The 17,632-nt window shown below is 70.4% G+C and carries 14 protein-coding genes; 6 read left to right on the top strand and 8 right to left on the bottom strand.

Features of this window, described 5'->3' with window-relative positions; all coding sequences use genetic code 11:
- Positions 1-219: 219 nt before the first annotated feature.
- Complete coding sequence (locus IEY88_RS12890) at positions 220-2,364, bottom strand: DEAD/DEAH box helicase (RefSeq protein WP_189154924.1); 2,145 nt, start codon at positions 2,362-2,364, stop codon at positions 220-222.
- A 66-nt stretch (positions 2,365-2,430) separates the two neighbouring features.
- A complete protein-coding gene (locus tag IEY88_RS12885) occupies positions 2,431-3,030 on the bottom strand; it encodes a TetR/AcrR family transcriptional regulator (protein WP_189154923.1) in 600 nt (199 codons plus the stop codon).
- Between the two features lie 163 nt (positions 3,031-3,193).
- On the opposite strand from IEY88_RS12885, the gene IEY88_RS12880 reads away from it, so the two are divergent.
- From IEY88_RS12880 to IEY88_RS12870, 3 genes are all read left to right on the top strand, one after another.
- A complete protein-coding gene (locus IEY88_RS12880; RefSeq protein WP_189154922.1) occupies positions 3,194-4,435 on the top strand; it encodes a cytochrome P450 in 1,242 nt (413 codons plus the stop codon).
- A complete protein-coding gene (locus IEY88_RS12875; protein WP_189154921.1) occupies positions 4,432-4,626 on the top strand; it encodes a ferredoxin in 195 nt (64 codons plus the stop codon). Before IEY88_RS12880 ends, IEY88_RS12875 begins: the two co-directional genes overlap by 4 nt.
- Positions 4,627-4,970: 344 nt before the next feature.
- A complete protein-coding gene (locus IEY88_RS12870) occupies positions 4,971-6,215 on the top strand; it encodes an ABC transporter substrate-binding protein (protein WP_189155406.1) in 1,245 nt (414 codons plus the stop codon).
- Between the two features lie 27 nt (positions 6,216-6,242).
- Here the strand turns inward: IEY88_RS12870 and IEY88_RS12865 are convergent, their stop codons facing one another.
- The 3 genes from IEY88_RS12865 to IEY88_RS12855 are packed head-to-tail and all read right to left on the bottom strand — an operon-like array spanning position 6,243 to position 8,002.
- A complete protein-coding gene (locus tag IEY88_RS12865; RefSeq protein ID WP_189154920.1) occupies positions 6,243-6,839 on the bottom strand; it encodes a tetratricopeptide repeat protein in 597 nt (198 codons plus the stop codon).
- A gap of 12 nt (positions 6,840-6,851) precedes the next feature.
- Complete coding sequence (locus tag IEY88_RS12860; RefSeq protein WP_189154919.1) at positions 6,852-7,643, bottom strand: hypothetical protein; 792 nt, start codon at positions 7,641-7,643, stop codon at positions 6,852-6,854.
- The gene (locus tag IEY88_RS12855) at positions 7,640-8,002 is read right to left on the bottom strand and encodes a hypothetical protein (protein WP_189154918.1); all 363 of its coding nucleotides are present in this window, start codon (positions 8,000-8,002) and stop codon (positions 7,640-7,642) included. The genes IEY88_RS12860 and IEY88_RS12855 overlap by 4 nt, the downstream gene beginning before the upstream one ends.
- Positions 8,003-8,071: 69 nt before the next feature.
- Between IEY88_RS12855 and IEY88_RS12850 the strand changes: the two genes are divergently transcribed.
- Positions 8,072-11,464 (top strand): CHAT domain-containing protein, encoded by a 3,393-nt coding sequence (locus tag IEY88_RS12850; protein ID WP_189154917.1) that lies wholly within the window; start codon positions 8,072-8,074, stop codon positions 11,462-11,464.
- Here the strand turns inward: IEY88_RS12850 and xynA are convergent, their stop codons facing one another.
- Positions 11,465-12,121 carry an endo-1,4-beta-xylanase XynA gene (gene xynA, locus IEY88_RS12845; protein WP_308425972.1) on the bottom strand — a complete coding sequence of 219 codons (657 nt, stop codon included), beginning with the start codon at positions 12,119-12,121 and terminating at the stop codon, positions 11,465-11,467.
- Between the two features lie 198 nt (positions 12,122-12,319).
- Positions 12,320-12,862, bottom strand: coding sequence for a hypothetical protein (locus IEY88_RS12840; RefSeq protein WP_189154916.1), 543 nt, complete (start codon positions 12,860-12,862; stop codon positions 12,320-12,322).
- 356 nt (positions 12,863-13,218) lie between these two features.
- Between IEY88_RS12840 and IEY88_RS12835 the strand changes: the two genes are divergently transcribed.
- Positions 13,219-15,549, top strand: coding sequence for a beta-L-arabinofuranosidase domain-containing protein (locus tag IEY88_RS12835; RefSeq protein WP_189154915.1), 2,331 nt, complete (start codon positions 13,219-13,221; stop codon positions 15,547-15,549).
- Between the two features lie 8 nt (positions 15,550-15,557).
- Here the strand turns inward: IEY88_RS12835 and IEY88_RS12830 are convergent, their stop codons facing one another.
- Entirely contained in the window at positions 15,558-16,685 is a 1,128-nt protein-coding gene (locus tag IEY88_RS12830) for a GH12 family glycosyl hydrolase domain-containing protein (RefSeq protein WP_189154914.1), read from the bottom strand.
- Between the two features lie 112 nt (positions 16,686-16,797).
- Between IEY88_RS12830 and IEY88_RS12825 the strand changes: the two genes are divergently transcribed.
- On the top strand, positions 16,798-17,565 hold the full coding sequence (locus IEY88_RS12825; RefSeq protein ID WP_373294075.1) for an IclR family transcriptional regulator: 768 nt from the start codon (positions 16,798-16,800) through the stop codon (positions 17,563-17,565).
- Positions 17,566-17,632: the final 67 nt, after the last annotated feature.

Below are 17,632 nucleotides of genomic sequence, written 5' to 3'. Positions count from 1 at the left end.
CCGACCCAGCCGACCCAGGGGCAGCCGACCCAGCCACCAGCGACCGGCCTGGCGATCCATGCCTCTGGGTCATCCTTGCTCATGAAGACGCCCGCCTGTACGACCGAAAACCCGGCGGCGCCTTGTTTCGGTCGACACTGAAATCATCGTGGAGACGAGAATCCATGCTGAACAGCCACCATCGGCGTGTCGATCAGCCCCGGCAGCACCGCGTGGGCATCAGCTGAGACCGAGACGCTGCTGTTCGGCCCGCACCACGCGCTGCTCCACCGACACAGCTGAGTCCAGTGCGCTCGCGTGCGAGTGCTTCGTGTCGCTCTCGCGCGCGTAGTGGTCGAACAGCAGGGTCTTGTGGTCCCGGACCTCCTGCACGCGCGCGTCCACGCTGTCCTTGACCAGCAACCGGTGCACGTGGACCTTGCGGACCTGGCCCATCCGGTGGCACCGGGCGATCGCCTGGTCCTCCGTGCTCGGTTTCCACTGCGGCTCGGCGATGATCACCACGGACGCGGCCTGGATGTTGAGGCCCACGCCGCCCGCCTCGATCTGGGCCACCAGCACCGCGTGGTCCTCGCACGCCGTGAACTCGTCCACCAGGTTTTGACGGCCCTGCGCCGACGTCGCGCCGGTCAGCGGACCGAACACTTCCACGTGCTCCGCGACCGCGTCCAGCACGTCGTGGAAGTACGAGAACACCACGACCTTCCAGCCGTTCTCCCTCGACTCCTCGATGATCTCCAGCAGCCGCTCCAGCTTCGCCGAGCCGCTGGGCGTGGCCGGCGCGTAGGCGGCGCGGCGCATGGCCATCAGGTTCCCCTCGCGCACCGCGTCGAGGTACGCGCCCCGGTCCTGGTCACCGAACTCGACCCAGTCCTCCACCTCGAGCAGCTCCGGCAGCTCCCCCAGCACGTCCTCCTGGTTGCGCCGCAGGTACACCGGCGCGACGACGCGACGGAAGGCCTTCGCCCCCACCACGGCGTCGATCGAGCCCGTGCGAGCCGCGACGCCCGGCTGGAGGTAGCCGACGAGGTTGCGGAACTCCTCGACGCGGTTCTCCATCGGCGTGCCGGTAAGCAGCACCGCCCGCTCCGCGCGTTGGACGATCTCGTCGACCGCCTGGGAGCGTTGCGTGTCCGGGTTCTTCACGTAGTGCGCCTCGTCGACCACGACCAGCGCCGGGCGGAACTTCTTGGGCAGCACCAGTTTCGGCAACGTGCCGAACGTCGTCACGCCGACACCGCCCTGCGCCAGCCACTCGCCGACCGCGCCGTCACGGCCCGCGCCGTGCATGCGGTGCGGCACCAGGTCGCTGTGCCGGGCGATCTCGTTGACCCAGTTGACGACGACGCTCGCCGGGCACACGACCAGGAACCCGCGCCGCCCTTCAGCGGCGAGGCTGGCCATCACGGCGATGGCCTCGATCGTCTTGCCCAGGCCCATCTCGTCGCCGATGATCACGCGTTTGCGGGCCAGCGCGAACTTCGCCCCGAACACCTGGTAGCCACGCAGCGACACCTTCAGCAGGCTGGTGTCCAGCGCGGTCGCGTCGACCTCGTGCTCGATCTCGGCGGGGACGAAACCCTTGGCGGCGCTGCGATCCGGTACCGCCTCCGCGCCGGCCAGGTCGGCGAGGAGCGTGTTGTAGGCGGCCGCGTCGAGCTCGTAGTCGCGCCACAGCGCGCGGTGGTCCAGGTCCGGCACGCGCAGCTGCGTGTCCACCGCACGCAACGCCGCCGCGTCGCGGCTGCCCAGCAGCGCCTCGAGCCGGCCGAGCGAGTCGAGGGCGGCCTGCCGGTTCTTCCGCAACGAGAAGAACATCCGCACCCGGCTCCAGGTGCGGGACGCGGCACGCACGTCGGCGTCGACCCTGTCCAGCACGTCCGCGAGCGGCTCGCGCAGCGGGCCGACGAGCTGAATCGCCCTGCGCAGCTTGGACATCAGCTGCAGCAGGTCGGTCTGGTCGCGGCCGGCGCGGTCGGGGTCCAGCCGGACGGTCGTCTCGCGCGCGACAGCCTCGGCCACGGCACGGGCGATCCGCACGATCTGCTCGGCGGACTGCCGGCCGATCCCGGGCACGCCGTCGAGCTGTTCCGGGCGCGCGTGGACGACGTCCGCGACGGTCCGGTACCCGGCGTCCTTCAGCGTGCTCAGCCGCAGGTTCGCCTTGGTGTCGCGGAGTTTGTCCACCGGCATGGCGCGCAGCCGGTCCGCCACCAGCGAGTCCAGCACCGCCTGGTACCGCGCGACGGCGAGCGCGCGCAGCCGATCCGGTTCGGCGCGGACTCCCGCGGCCTCGGCGCGAAACGCCTCCGCCGCGGCCAGCACCGCGCGAGCGTGCCTACCGACCTTCGACGACTCGTCCACCCGTGTCCTTCCGTCAGGCGGTGCGAGACTACAGAGGCGGTCCTGGCCGATGTCGCGGAGTCCGGATCACCCGGCAGGAGTCGGGACGGGAATCGCTTTGGTGTGCAACAGCTCCAGCGTCTCGCGGCCGATGTCGGCGATCTGCACGCGACCGCCGTTCACGGTCCACGTCTGCACGATCACCTCGATCACGTTCATCGTGCTCGCGGCGGTCAGCGCGGCGAAGAGCGGGTCCACGGCCCCGTCCTCGCGCCGGAGGATCTCCTGGGCCAGCCGCTGACGCCAGCTCCAGCACAGGTCGGCGAGACCGGCCCGCAACCCCGTGGTCTTGTCGAAGATCTCGTACAGGGCGAGCAGGCGCGCCGAGTTCGTGCCGATCGTGTGCTCGACGCTGTCGACGACCGCGTGCAGCGCCTCGGCCAGCGGCAGTGCGTCGGGCTGGGCCAGGAAGGCGTCCATCGCCGCGGTGAGGCCGTTCTCGACGAAGCTGACGACCAGCGCTTCCTTGGTCGAGTAGTAGCGGTACACGGTCCGGGTCCCGACCTCGGCCGCGGCGGCGATCTGCTCGATCGTCGTGTCGTCGTACCCCTGCGCGACGAACAGGTCGAACGCCGTGTCGGCGATGAACCGCCGGGTGCGCTCCATTTTCACCTCACGCAAACCCATCCGCGCACCTCCTGGCCCTGTCGTTCGCGGACCGCACGGTAGCACTGCCACATGGCAGCCACTGCCACATGACGCTCCCGCCAGTTGCGGCATTCAATGCGATCTGGCAGCCTCAGCCATATGACAGCGACTGCCATATTTTCCTTCGAAGGTGGGCCGCGCCATGACTGAGACCGCCACCGACCTGCGGTCCGACCTGGCCTCCTTCCCCACCGCACGCGACCCCGAGTGCCCGTTCGATCCGCCCGCCGAGTACGCGGACCTGCGCGAACAGGAGGGCACCCCGTCGCTGGCGTGTCCGGTCGGCGTCAACGCCCGCGTCGTCAGCCGGTACGCCGACGTGCGTGCGGCGCTGGCCGATCCCAACCTCAGCTCGCACGCGGCCCCGTCCACGCACGTCGTGCCGGGCGGCCTGCTCGACCGGCCGGTCGCACCCGGCAGCCTGCTCAACATGGACGGCGCCGGCCACGCCCGGCTGCGCCGCCTGCTGACGCCGGAGTTCACCGTCAAGCGGATCCAGGCCCTGCGCCCCTACGTCCAGGGCCTGGTCGACGACCACCTCGACGCGCTGCTCGAGCACGGCGGGCCGGTCGACCTGGTCGAGCACTTCGCGCTGCCGATCCCGTCACTGGTGATCTGCGAACTGCTCGGGGTCGACTATGGCGACCGCGACCGGTTCCAGGAGCAGACCGCGGTGCTCATCGGCACGAACAGCGACCCCGCCGCGCTGGAACAGGCGAACCTTGAGGTCGTCGGGTTCATGACGCAGCTCGTGCTGACCAAGCTGGCGGCACCGGGCGACGACCTGCTGGGCAGGCTGATCGTCCGCGCCGGGGAGAACGGCCAGGAGCTGTCCGTCGAGGAACTGGTCACCCTCGGCATCACGCTGCTCATCGCCGGGCACGAGACCACGGCCAACATGATCGGCCTCAGCACGCTCGCCCTGCTGCGCCAGCCCGATCAGCTGGCCGCGCTGCGGGCCGACCCCGGGCTCGCGGGCACCGCCGTCGACGAGATGCTCCGCTACCTGTCGATCGTGCAGTTCGGCGTGCTGCGCCAGGCCACCGGCGACGTGACGGTCGGCGACGAGACGATCAAGGCGGGCGAGTGGTTGGTGGCCGCGTTGTCGGCGGGCAACCGCGACGAGTCGGTGTTCCCCGACCCGGACCGCATCGACCTCCGGCGCGGGGCGACCGCGCACCTGGCGTTCGGCTACGGCATCCACCAGTGCCTCGGTCAGCAGCTGGCCCGGGTCGAACTGCAGGAGGTGTTCGTCCGCCTGCACCAGCGCATCCCGACGCTGCGGCTCGCCGTGCCGTTCGAGGACGTCGAGTTCAAGAACGACGCACTGGTCTACGGCGTGCGCGCACTGCCGGTCACCTGGGACGAGGAGGACAACCGATGAAGGTCCGTGTAGACGTGGACGCGTGCGTCGGCGCGGGACAGTGCGTGCTCGCGGCACCAGACGTCTTCGACCAGCGCGACGAGGACGGCATGGTGGTCCTGCTGGTGGAGGACCCGCCCGCCGAACTGGAGGCGGCCACCGAGCACGCCGCCCTGCTGTGCCCGGCGCTCGCGATCGTCGTGGAGCGCTAGCCCGCAGGGTCGAACGGGTGGTCACGTCGGCGGCGGCGTGACCACCACCAAGAATCCTGGGAGCGTTCCCAGGATTCTTGCCACCGCACTGGCACCAGTCGGTCGACCACCAAACAGGTCCGGCCTGTACGCAGAACGCATCCAAACAAGTCGTTTCCCCTCCCGCGCAAGCTTTTGATGCGAGCACAGCTGAAGACTCGCCGATAAGCGCGAACCGCTTGACACCTCTGCCCGGCGATATCAGACTCCCTCAATCTGGGAGCGCTCCCAGCATCCGACGCCGCCGTCAGAGGAGTTTCGCCGTGCGCCCGAGCCGCTGGAGAACCGTGGCGATCTGCGCCGTCATGTCCGTCGCCGTCACGTCCTGCGGCGCGGGCGGAGCCGGGAGCCGGACCTCCGACGGCCGGATCGAGCTGACCGTCGCCACGTTCAACGAGTTCGGCTACGAGGAGCTGTTCAAGGAGTACGAGGCCGCCCACCCCGACATCAAGATCACCCAGCGCAAGACCGGCCAGGGCGCCCCGCACCACCAGAACCTCTTCACCAAGCTGGGAGCGGGGTCGGGACTCGCCGACGTCGAGGCGGTCGAGGAGGGCTACCTCAGCCAGGTCATGGCCAGGTCCGGCCAGTTCCACGACCTGACGGAGATCGGCCCGCGGGACGTGACGCCGGACCGCTGGCTGAAGTGGAAGGCCGAGGCCGCGACCACCAAGGACCGCAGGCTGATCGGTTACGGCACGGACATCGGCCCGCTGGCCATGTGCTACCGCAAGGACCTCTTCGCCGAGGCGGGACTGCCCTCCGACCCGGACGAGGTCAGGCAGCTCTTCGCCACGTGGGACAGCTACTTCGCGGCGGGTGACAAGTTCGTCGGCAAGGTCTCCGGCGTCGCCTGGTTCGACAGCGCGGCGCAGATCTTCAACGCGATGCACAACCAGCACGACGTCGGCTTCTACGACAGGGCGGACACGCTCGTCGTCGAGTCCAACCCCGCCATCAGGAGCGACTGGGCCGCCGTCACGAACGCCGTGGCGAGGGGGCAGTCGGCGAAGCTGGCCGCCTTCAGCAACGAGTGGAACACCGGCTTCAAGCTCGGCAGGTTCGCCACCAAGACGTGCCCGTCGTGGATGCTCGGCGTCATCGAGACCCAGGCGGGGCCGGAGAACGCCGGCAAGTGGGCCGTCACCGACGCGTTCCCCAACGGCGGCGGCAACTGGGGCGGCTCCTACCTGACCGTGCCGAAGCAGAGCCGCGACGCGCCCCGGGCGGCGGCGCTCGCGGCCTGGCTGACCGCTCCGGAACAGCAGATCAGGGCGTTCCAGTCCAAGGGGACGTTCCCCAGCCAGATCGACGCGCTGGAGAACAGGGCGCTGCTGGAGCACGTCAACACCTACTTCGACAACGTCAAAGCGGGAGCGCTGTTCGCCGCGCAGGTGCAGAAGGTGAAGGCAGCACAGCACAAGGGGCCCGCCGACGGGCAGATCCAGGAGAACGTGTTCGGCCCGGCGCTGCAGTCGGTCGAACAGGGCAAGCGCCCGGACGAGGCCTGGCGCACGGCGGTGCAGGAGGCGCAGAAGGCCGCCAAGTGACGCGAGTGCCGCGACTGGCGGCCTCGGTCAGCGCCGGTAGGAGTTGCGCCGCACGATGTCCAGCTGGTGGGCGATGTCCGCGGTCAGCGGGTCGTCCCTCCCGAACGCGCGCATGGCCGCGGCGAGGGCTTCCTCGAGCAGGTCGAGCGCGCCCTGCGCGTCGCCTTTCATGAAGAGGAAGACGCCCAGGGTCTTGGCGGTGGTGATGGTGGCCTCGTGGCGCATGCCGAGCTTGCGCCGCTGGCGTGCCAGCGTGTCCTCCAGCAACGGGATCGCGGACCGGTCCCCCATGACGACCATCGCGCAGGCCCTGTTGTGCGCGAAGGACAACGTCTCCGGGTGGTCGGCACCGAAGGTGGTGAGCGCCTGCTCGTGCGCCGCGCGGTGCATCGCCTCCGACTGCATGAGCTTCTTGAGCCGGAAGTACACCGAGCCGAGGCGGTCGACGTTCCTGAGCGTCTCCGGGTGGTCCGGGCCCAGTTGCTCCCTGCAGTCGAGCACGAGCGCCGTCCACTCGGGTTCGGCGTGCTGGTACTGGCCCGCGTCGAACAACGCCAGCGCGCTCTTGATGCGGCGGGCCAGTTCAGCGGGCACCGGCGTTTCCTTGCGACGTGAGAACCACACGGTCGTCTCCCCCTAAGGACCGGACTTCCTCAAACGGTCGTCGATCGCCTTGCCTTCGGTGACGCCGAGCGCCTCGCCCAGGGCGTGCAGGTGGACGTCGATGGCAGCCTCGACCAGGTCGGCGTGCTCGGTGAGCGTGTCGCGCGCCCGGCGCCACGCGGTGAGCCAGACCGCGCCGCCGATCACGAGCGCCGGCCACCACAGCACACCCGCCAGCAGGTAGAAGGTTCCCCAGCCGGTGAGGGTCACGGCGTCGGCGTACCGGGCGCGGGCGTCGCTGATCGGGCGGCGGGCGTCCTCGGTGAGCAGGAGCCACACGCGGGGCCACACCAGCGCCGCGCTCACGTGGTACTCGGCCCGCACCCGCGTCTCGACCAGCCGAACGCGATCACCGATCCACGTCGGGCGCTGCGGCAGGTACGCGGCGATGGGGACGATCTCGGCGCGTTCGGCGGCCTTCAACGCGCGGGTGCGGCGGGACCAGCGCGACCGGGTGAGCAGGCCGCCGGTGAGGAAGCGCTCACGCAGCCACCAGCGCTGCACCGCCTTGCCGATGCCTGCTGCCGCGGTCCCGAGCACACCCGCCGCGGCGATGCTCAGCGCGCCGGTCATGACCAGCTGACCCTGCTGCGCTTTGAGTAGCTTGCCGACCTCGCCGGTCAGGCGGGTCAGGTCCAGCGCGTGGGCGTGCCCGAGCGTGAACGCGGTAGCGCCGCAGGCGACGAGGACCAGGCCCGGCAGCAGGACCGCGGTGAACCAGTGGGCGCCCACCCGTTTGCTCGCCTCGGTCAGCAGGGCGGTCATGAAGGGCGCATGGTCTCGTCGAACGCGGTGCAGCGGGGCACGTGGCCGTGTTCGTCGCGGTGCGCGCGGCGGCCGCACCGGTCACGGGGACAGGTGTAGTTTCCGGCGCCGACTCCTGGTGTCCCCAGCATTCCCGGGAGCCCGGCCATGCCCGACGCCGGACGGTCCGCCCAGCCGCGCAACGCCTCGGCCGTCTCCGGCGAGACCCACTTGAGCAACGCCCGCTCCGGCGACGCGCCGTCGCGGATGCGGTCGACGTCCCGGTCGAGTCTCGCGAGAACCCCGTTGCCGCGGGCGTGTTCGCGCAGTGCGGGCAGCTGTGCGCACCAGAGCGCGAGGAAGTCCTGCTCGTTGCCCAACGAAACGTCCCTCTCTCCCGTTACGGTGAGCGTAAACCACGTCACAGCGTGGAGTTGGGGGATTCAGGCATGTTCGGGCGTCGACCCCGCGACCGGTACGAACCCGACCAGGACGTCGGGTTCGCGTTGCGCAACGCCCGCGGCTGGCTGGAGCGCTACCGGCAGAGCGGTGACCTGGGCGCGCTCGACGAGTCCGTCGCCGAGGCCCGTCACGCCCTCTCGCTGTGCCTGCCGGGCGCGGCGGAACGCCCGGCGGCGTTGCTCGTGCTCGCCGAGGCGCTGGGCATGCGCAACGACGACGTGCAGTGGCTCAAGGACTGCAGAGAGGCCTACTGGGAACTGGCCGACGTGGCGCCGGAGACGTCGAAACCGTTCGCGTTGAAGAACTTCGCCGTCCGCTCCCTGATGCTGGGCCGGGCGACCGGCGACTGGCGGCCGGTCGCGGAGGCAGCCGAGGCCGCCAAGTCGCTGGTGCTGCTGAGCGGGAAGCACGACGCCCAACTGGTGGCCCACGCGATCGAGCTGATGGACGCGTGCCTCGACTCGCTGCCGCCCGACCTCAACGGTCTCGGCTCGCTGTACGGCCTGCGGGGTAACGCCATCGTCACGTGGACCGAGATCACCGGTGACCTCTCGCCGCTCGACGCCGCCCAGGAGGACCTCGAACGCGCGTTGCGGCTGCTGCCGCCGGGCGACGGCAACCACTTCCCGTTCCTCGCGAGCCTCAGCCAGGTGCGCGGTCACCGGTTCCAGCGCACCGGCACCCTCGAGGACCTCGACGCGATGCTGGAGACCCTGCACCAGGTGGTCGACCTGTGCCCGCCCGAGCACCCGGTCCTCGCGAGCATGCTGTTCAACCTCGGCATCGGGTACCGCCACCGCTTCGAGGAGACGCGGGCCGGCGCCGACGTCGACGAGGCCGCGCAGTACCTCCGGATGGCGGCCGAACGCACCACCGACCCCGATCTCCGTGCCGCCGCGGAGGAAGCGCTGGACGAGGTCGTCGCGCTGCGCGGCCCTCTGGACCTCCAGCTGCCACCTGGCCTCGAGTACGTGGACAACCCCGAGTCGTTCGTCTCGCGCGGGAACCGGCTGATGACGTTCCTGGGAGAGTATGAGCAGACAGGGGACGTGGAGCTGCTCGACCGGATCTGCGCCGAAGGACGGGTCCTGCTGGCCGAGGCCGGACCGGACCGCTGGATGGCCGGCTGGGCGGTCGGCCCGGCTCTGATGCGGCGGTTCGAGGAGCGCGGAGAGGACGCCGACCTGGACGACTCGGTCGAGCTGTTGCGGGAGAGCCTCGGGCACCCCTCGCTCGGCGGCGACGTGCCGCTCGGCCACGGCAAGCTCGACTACCTGGTGAACCTCGGCGCGGCGCTGCTCACCCGGTTCCAGCGCGACCGCTCGGGCGCCGACCTAGACGAGGCCATCGGGTACGCCCGCCGGGTCGTCGAGCTGGAGCCGGAGCAGGGCAGGTACCTCAGCACCCTGGGCAGTGCGCTGGTGTACCGCTACGAGCACTCCTCGCGCCGCGCGGACCTCGACGAGGCGATCGAGGTCGGCCGCAGGGCGGAACGGTCGGCCACGTCGCCCGCCGAGCGCGCCCACGCCCGGGCCAACCTCGGCAACCGGCTCCGCTACCGGTTCTGGATCACCGGGGAACGCGGGCACATCGACGAGGCGATCGACTCGCTGCGGGCGGCCCTGGCCGTGCGACCGGTGCCCTCGGACCAGCTCAACCTGGGGCTGGCGTTGCGCGACCGCGGCCGTGCCACGAACAGCCGCGACGACCTGGCCGAGGCCGCCGAGCAGTTCCGCGCGGTGATCGCCGCACGACCGCGGGAGGCCCCGGACCACCAGAAGGCGTTGCTGGCGCTCGCGCAGGTGCTGGAAGACCTCGGCAGGACCGCCGACGCCGCGGAGGCACTCGCCCAGCAGGTCGTGGGTACGACGGGCCGCGCGCTCGACCGGATGGACGCGTTCGTCTCCCTGGCAAGGCTGCACGCCGGCCACGGTGAATGGGAGGCCGCGAGCCGGGTGTACGCCGACGCGGTCGACCACCTGCATCAGATCCTGTGGCGCGGCCTGGCGAGAACCGACCGGGACCGGCTGCTCACCCGCTGGCCCGCCGTCGCCCGCGACGCGGCGGCGGCGTTCGTGGCGGCCGGTGATCCCCGGCGGGCCGTCGAACTGCTCGACCACGGCCGAACGCTCTTCTGGGGCCAGACCCTCGACGCCCGTGCCGATCTGCGGGCCCACCCCGACCTCGCGGACCGCCTGGCGGGACTGCGTGCCGAAACCGATGCGCTGGGCTGGGCGGACAGCCGGGGCGCGACCGACGTGGCCGAACGCAGGCGGGTGCTGGCCCGCGAGTGGGACGCGCTCGTCGAGGCCGTCCGGGCCCGCCCCGGGTTCGAGCGGTTCCTCCGGCCGACGCCGTTCGCGGCCCTCGCCGAAGCGGCGGCGGACGGTCCGGTGGTGCTCGTCAACGTGAGCAGGCTGCGGTGCGACGCACTGGTGGTGGCCGACGGCGGTGTCCGGGTGGTGGAGCTGCCCGGCCTGACCCCGGAGCGCGCCGAGGCCATGGCCGAGAGCTACCTGGACGCGGTGGCGAAGGCGGGTGTCGGCGTCGGCGGTTCCGCCGGATCCCGCGAACAGGTCGTGTTCGCCGCCCTGGAGTGGCTGTGGGAGGCGGTGGCCGAGCCGGTGCTCGCCACGATCTCCGGCGAGCGCGTGTGGTGGTGCCCGACCGGTCCTCTCGCGCTGATGCCGTTGCACGCCGCCGGGTTCCACGACCCGGACGACGATCCGGGCCAGTCGGTCCTCGACCGCGTCGTCTCGTCGACGACGCCGACGTTGCGCGCGCTGCTGCACGCGCGGCGGGCAGCGGCGACTGGGCACCGGCCACCGCTGGTCGTCGCCTTCGCCGACCGCCCGGCCTACGTGCCCGGACTGGGTCCCCTGCCGTCGGCGGCCGACGAGGTGGCGCTGCTGCGATCGCGTTTCCCGGATGCGGTGGAGCTGACCGGGGCCGCGGCCACCCGCGCCCAGGTGCTGGAGTCGCTGCCGCGGCACTCGAGTGCGCACTTCGCCTGCCACGGCGGGAAGAACGGGCTTTACCTCGCCGACGCGGTCCTGAGCATCGCCGACATCGCGGGACTCCACCTCGACGCCGAGCTCGTCGTGCTGTCCGCCTGTGACACGGCCATGGGCGGCGACCTGCCTGACGAGGCGTCGCACGTCGCCGCCGCGATGCAGGTCGCCGGTGCCAGGCAGGTCGTCAGCACCCTGTGGGCGATCGGGGACGACACGGCGGTGCGCGTCGCCGCCACGATGTACGACCACCTCGCCCAGAATCCGGGCGAGGTGGCGCGAGCGCTGCACACCGTCGTGCGGCGGCTGCGCGACGAGGACCCCTACCGCCCGAGCAGGTGGGCCCCGTTCATCCACTTGGGACGGTGATCACCGCACCGTGATGTTGGAGTTGCCGCTGCTCCGGTACCCCTCGGTCGCCATGATCATGTAGTAGCTGAAGTTGCCGAGCCGCATGCCGGCGCGGCTCCACGCGTCGAAGTGGTTGCCGGTGGTGATCGACCCACCGGTCCGCTTCTGCTGCCGGACGCTCCAGAACTGCGGGAAGGTCTTGTTGTTGCCTTCGACGGACGGCGCGTTGTAGCGCATTGTCTGATAGATGTCGTAAGTACCGCCGTCGGTGGTGACCGTGCCCTTGTAGGTACCGGTGGGCCGGTAGTTTCCCCAGTTGTCGACGATGTAGTACTCGACGAGCGGGTTCGACGTCCACCCGTAGAGCGTCAGATAAGCGTTGCCCGACGGGTTGAAGCTGCCGGAGTAGTTGACGGTGCGCCGTGAACCGTTGCTCCAGCCCTTGCCGCCGACGAAGTTGCCGACGTTGCTCCACGACGTGCTGTAGTTGCCGCCTCCCCCGAAGTCCATGCAGACCCGGCCACCACCATCGGTCCAGAACGAGTAGTAGTAACCGCCGTTGTTGCCCGTCTGGCTCGAACAGGTGGCGGCGACACCCACGTCGGCACTGGCGACACCGGGAGTCAACGCCATGACCAACGCGATGCAGAAACCGCGGACAGCGACTCTGACCATGAGCGGCACTCCTCGTCATCGAGATCGGCGCGGCGGCGTGGCAGCACTGTGCGACCCGTGAGAGTGGTGGACTGTCGATTCTGTTCGACGATTCTGGTCGACAGTGGACCTTTGTCGACCGTAGCAGCGTCACAGCAAGCCCGAAAGGCCGCCGGAAAGTTTCGAAACTTCTCCGCTTTTCCGGACCGGGCTAAAGATTTAGCCTTTCCTCGCCATTGTTTCCGGACGCGACGAATTTCGGTCATCAGCCCCGACGCCCGCGGCAGCGGGACCGCCCGCCCCGTTGCAGGGGGCTCCCCACAGCCCTCGTTTCGCGAGCGCCGCCGACAGTTCGGCGTCGACGAAAGGACCCGAGGCACCCTCGGCGCGCAGCACGCCCTCGCGGACCGTGAGCAACGCGTAGTCCGTGCCGTCCGGGAGTTCCAGGTTGATCTCACCGGGTGTGACGCTGGAGAACCGCACGGGCGTGTTCAGCAGCGTCGCCTCGGCGAAAGCACGGGCGTCCTCCGCCCAGCAGGTGGCCGGCTCCGCGAGCAACGAGATCCGGAACCGCGCGCCGTTCGAGAACTGGACGGTGCGGCCGTCCACCACCGCCGACACCTTCAGGGCGCCTGCCATCGCCGAGCGCTCACCGGCCGCGCGGGACGCCGACGAGGGGACGGCGGGCGGCGGATCAGAGGGCGGACCGGCGCACGCGGTGATGAACAGAGCCACGAGCACGATGACGCACCTGCGTGCCACGAACCACTCCCACGGTAGTTGAAAGTTTTACTACCGTAGCCGCGCTCTCACGCCGATCAATCAGTCATTCGGTGTCGGACGAGCGGTCGAGCGGGCCACTGCCGGCCGGTCGGCCGCACGACAAAGGGACGCAGCGAGATCCTGGGTGCGTCGCTTGTGAACGCTAACAGCTATGGATCTTCCACGCGACCCTCTAGCCCAGAGTTCGCTGCTGGGTCGCAAGTTCACCATCATCGAATGTTCGATCGATTTGCGTTAGCGCTAACAAGGGCCGTTGACCGCGGCGTCACGTCGTGGCTAAGTTCGCTCGCAGGCTGTTCGTCACCGGTGCCGTTCGCCGAGCAACTGGAGTGCCCATGTCCCCATCGTTGAACCGACGCGGCTTCCTCAACGCCGCCGGCGTGGCCGCCGTCGCGACCACCCTGCCGTCACTGGTGGCAGGCCCGGCACAGGCGGCAGGCCCGGCGAAGGCGGCGGCGATACCTCCCGTCCGCGGTGACATCGGCGCGGCCGCGTTCGCCTTCGACCTCTCCGAGGTGCGGCTGACGGCGGGCCGGTGGCTGGACAACCAGAACCGGACGTTGTCCTACCTGCGGTTCATCGACGTCGAGCGGCTGCTGTACAGCTTCCGCGCCAACCACCGGCTGTCCACCAACGGCGCCGCCGCGCTGGGCGGCTGGGAGGCACCGGACTTCCCGTTCCGCACGCACAGCCAAGGCCACTTCCTCACGGCCTGGGCACAGGCGTGGGCGGTGCTGGGCGACGGCACGTGCCGGGACAAGGCGAACCGCATGGTGGCCGAACTGGCGAAGTGCCAGGCCAACAACGCGGCGGCCGGGTTCAACCCCGGTTACCTGTCGGGGTTTCCGGAGTCGGACCTCGACGCGATGGAGGCCGGGTCACCGAAGTCCGTGTCGTACTACTCGTTGCACAAGACGCTCGCCGGGTTGCTGGACGTCTGGCGCCTCGTCGGCAACACCCAGGCGCGGGACGTGCTGCTGCGGTTCGCCGCGTGGGTGGACTGGCGCACGGCCCGGTTGTCCTACAGCACGATGCAGAGAGTCCTGGGCACCGAGTTCGGCGGGATGAACGCCGTGCTCGCCGACCTGTACCAGCAGACGGGCGACGCGCGCTGGCTGACGGCGGCGCGGCGGTTCGACCACGCCGCCGTGTTCGACCCGCTCGCCGCGGGCCAGGACCGGCTGAACGGCCTGCACGCCAACACCCAGGTGCCCAAGTGGATCGGCGCGGCCAGGGAGTACAAGGCGACCGGGACGACGCGGTACCGCGACATCGCCCTCAACGCCTGGAACATCACCGTCGGCGCGCACACCTACGTGATCGGCGGCAACAGCCAGGCCGAACACTTCCGCGCGCCCAACGCCATCGCCGCGTACCTCAACACCGACACGTGCGAGGCGTGCAACACCTACAACATGCTGAAGCTGACCCGCGAACTGTGGCTGACCGACCCCGGCCGGTCCGCCTACTTCGACTACTACGAGCGCGCCCTGCTCAACCACCTGATCGGCCAGCAGAACCCGGCGGACCCCCACGGCCACTTCTGCTACTTCACCGGGCTGAACCCCGGACATCGGCGCGGCAACACCGGACCGGCGTGGGGCGGCGGCCACTGGAGCACCGACTACGGCACGTTCTGGTGCTGCCAGGGCACCGGGATCGAGACCAACACCAAGCTCGCCGACTCCGTCTACTTCCACAGCGGCACCACTTTGACGGTGAACCTCTACACGCCCTCGGTGCTGACGTGGTCGGCCCGCGGCATCACGGTCACCCAGACGACGAGCTACCCGGCGAGCGACACGACGACGCTGACCGTGGCGGGCAACGCGGGCGGGTCCTGGACCATGCGGTTGCGCATCCCGGCCTGGACCACGAACGCCACCGTCAGCGTCAACGGCGTCGCGCAGAACGTGGCCACGACACCCGGCACCTACGCGTCCCTGAGCAGGACGTGGACCTCCGGCGACGTGGTGACGCTCCGGCTGCCGATGAGCGTCATCGTCCAGCCCTCCAACGACAACGCCGACGTTGTCGCGCTCACCTACGGCCCGGCCGTGCTGGCGGGCAACTACGGCAACACCACCCTGTCGGCGTTGCCCTCTCTGGACACCGGTTCCGTCACGCGCACCAGTTCGTCGTCACTGGCGTTCACCGCCAGGGCGAACGGGACCCAGGTGAACCTCGGGCCGTTCCACGACGCGCACGGCTTCAACTACACCGTCTACTGGAACACCGGCAGTGCCGCCACGAGCTACCGGCTCGTCAACGCCGGCACCGGCATGGTGCTCGGCATCAGGGACATGTCCACATCGGACGGTGGACTGGCCGTGCAGTGGCACGACAGCGGCACCGCCGACCACAACTGGCAGCTGATCACCGACGGTGCCGACGTGCGGCTCCGCAACGTTCACAGCGGCAAGGTCCTCGGCGTCGAGAACATGTCCACCGCGGACAACGCGCGTGTCCTGCAGTGGTCGGACAACGGCACGGCCGACCACCGGTGGACCTTGATCGCCAATGGCGACGGCACGTACAAGGTCCGCAACGCCAACAGCGGCAAGCTGCTCGGCGTCCTCGGCGGCTCCGGCACCGCGGGGGCGCAGGTCGTGCAGGACGCGGACAACGGCACGGCGGACAACCGCTGGCGACTGGTCGCCAACTGAGCCCGCGCTCAGGCAGGGCTGCAGGTGATCGACACGATGCCGGGCGGCACTCCACTGCCGACGAGGTCGAAGGTGGTGGACCCGCCCGGTTCGAGCGCCGTGCCGACGACGCGGACCGCCGAACCGGACTGGGTCACCCGCACCGCGGCCGACTCCTGCACCCGCTGGCCGTCCGGGAACGTCCAGTCGAGGACCCATCCCCCGACCGGCGAGCCACCCACGTTGATCACCTCGACCACCGCGCGGAACCCGCCCTCCCAGGTGTCCTCCACGGTCAGCGCGGCGAAACACGCTGCGGGAGCGGGGGTTCCGATCGCCTTCCTGGGTTTCTCCCCCTCCACGGAGACCGAGAACTGCTCGATGGCGTTGCCCGCGCCGCCACGCCACAGGTTGAACCCGGCCTCGACCGCGATCAGGTACCAGTCCGGCGAGACCTGGCCCCGGCCGACGGAGTCCTGCGTGAACGCGCTGATGTCCAGGCCCTTGACGGACGTGACCTCACCGACGCGTTCGTAGGTGACCCGCACCCGGCCCTGGTCGCGTGCCAGCCACACGTTCCACTTCGCGTCCGAGATCGCCACCTCGCGGGCCAGCAACACCCCGCCGGGCCGCACACCGCCCCGGCTGCGGAGCCAGATCACCAGCTCGGCGCCGTCCGGTGTGCTCTCGGCGACGGGTCCGCTGTGGAACCAGACGACGTAGGCGGCGTTGAAAACCCCGGCGTCGACCTGGCTGGTGACCCAGTCGCTGGTGACGCGGGACATCGCCGACACCTGGACCGGCAGGTCGCCGACGTCCGTGCACTCGCGCCAGTGGCATCCCCTGACCAGCGACGGGGTGGCGGCGGGCGCACCCTGCGGCGGCACGTCGTGCTCGGCGCTCTCGATCCGCAACGACTGGTCCCCCACCGTCACGCACTGCGGTGTCTCGGCACCCCAGACGTTGTTCTGCGCCAGGTAGTCCCTCCCACCGGCCGGTGCGACGGCGTCCTTCGAGCAGAGCGAGACACTCGCGCTCCCGGACGGCCCGACGTGGGACAGGACCAGGCCGACGAGCGCGGCGACCGACGCTCCTCCCAGTCCGAGCGCCACGAACGCGACGGCGACGCGGAAGGCGATCTGAGCGGCGGGGTTCATCCGTGCTCCTCGGTCGGTGGCCCTGCCAAGGATACGCCCTCACCGCCGGGGAAGTTCACCAGGACCGTGTCCACCCTGGTCAGGACGGTGGTCCACAGTGGAAGATGTCGTGGTGAACGACCGGAGGCGCGGCCGGCCGAGCGGGCCGACGGGCCCGGTGATCAGCCGCGCGCTGCGGTTGCTCGACGCGTTCGACGCCGAGCACCGCGCCCTGACCCTGAGCGACCTGGCCCGCCGCGCGGACATGCCGCTGTCGACCGCCCACCGGCTGGTGCAGGAACTGTGCGCGTGGGGCGCAGTCGAACGCGACGACGACGGGCTCTATCAGGTCGGACTGCGGCTGTGGGAGCTCGGCTCGCTCGCGCCGCGCGGACCTGGGTTGCGCGAGACCGCGCTGCCGTACCTGGAGGACCTCTGCCAGATCACCAGGGAGAACGTGCAGCTCGCGGTCAGGGAGGGCACGGAGGTCGTCTTCGTCGAGCGGATCGCCGGGTTCGGGTCGGTGCCGGTGCTCACCCGCGTCGGCGGCCGGTGGGCCCTCACCTCCACCGGTGTCGGCCTGGTCCTGCTCGCGCACGCGTCGACCGAGGTGCAGGAGGACGTCCTCAACGGACCGATCGAGCACCACACCGCGAAAACCGTCACCGATCCCGTCCAGCTGCGCAGGATGCTCGCCGCGGTCCGGTCGAACGGCTACTCGGTCAGCGACCGCCAGGTCACGATGGACGCGCTGTCGGTGGGCGCGCCGATCCGCCGCGGTGACGGCGAGGTCGTCGCGGCGGTGTCACTGGTCGTGCGGCACGGCAGCACCACCGCGCACGGGCTCGCCGGCCTGGTGCGCACCTGCGCCCAGGCGATCTCTCGCGCTCTCACGCCGTGACCCGGCGAGCCTTCCATTTTCCGGAAACCGCGCTTCGGCTCCGGCGGTGGTCTCCGCCACTCTGTGG

It is taken from the genome of Lentzea pudingi (assembly GCF_014646255.1).
Classification (GTDB): domain Bacteria; phylum Actinomycetota; class Actinomycetes; order Mycobacteriales; family Pseudonocardiaceae; genus Lentzea; species Lentzea pudingi.
Note: the sequence above shows the minus strand (reverse complement) of the source record. Positions and strands in the feature narration are given on the sequence as shown.

Excerpts from the sequence above, each read along its gene's own strand:
- IEY88_RS12885 (WP_189154923.1), bottom strand. The coding sequence starts at position 3,030 with ATGGGTTTGCGTGAGGTGAAAATGGAGCGCACCCGGCGGTTCATCGCC.
- IEY88_RS12880 (WP_189154922.1), top strand. The coding sequence starts at position 3,194 with ATGACTGAGACCGCCACCGACCTGCGGTCCGACCTGGCCTCCTTCCCC.
- IEY88_RS12875 (WP_189154921.1), top strand. The coding sequence starts at position 4,432 with ATGAAGGTCCGTGTAGACGTGGACGCGTGCGTCGGCGCGGGACAGTGC.
- IEY88_RS12870 (WP_189155406.1), top strand. The coding sequence starts at position 4,971 with ATGTCCGTCGCCGTCACGTCCTGCGGCGCGGGCGGAGCCGGGAGCCGG.
- IEY88_RS12860 (WP_189154919.1), bottom strand. The coding sequence starts at position 7,643 with ATGACCGCCCTGCTGACCGAGGCGAGCAAACGGGTGGGCGCCCACTGG.
- IEY88_RS12850 (WP_189154917.1), top strand. The coding sequence starts at position 8,072 with ATGTTCGGGCGTCGACCCCGCGACCGGTACGAACCCGACCAGGACGTC.
- xynA (WP_308425972.1), bottom strand. The coding sequence starts at position 12,121 with ATGGTCAGAGTCGCTGTCCGCGGTTTCTGCATCGCGTTGGTCATGGCG.
- IEY88_RS12835 (WP_189154915.1), top strand. The coding sequence starts at position 13,219 with ATGTCCCCATCGTTGAACCGACGCGGCTTCCTCAACGCCGCCGGCGTG.
- IEY88_RS12830 (WP_189154914.1), bottom strand. The coding sequence starts at position 16,685 with ATGAACCCCGCCGCTCAGATCGCCTTCCGCGTCGCCGTCGCGTTCGTG.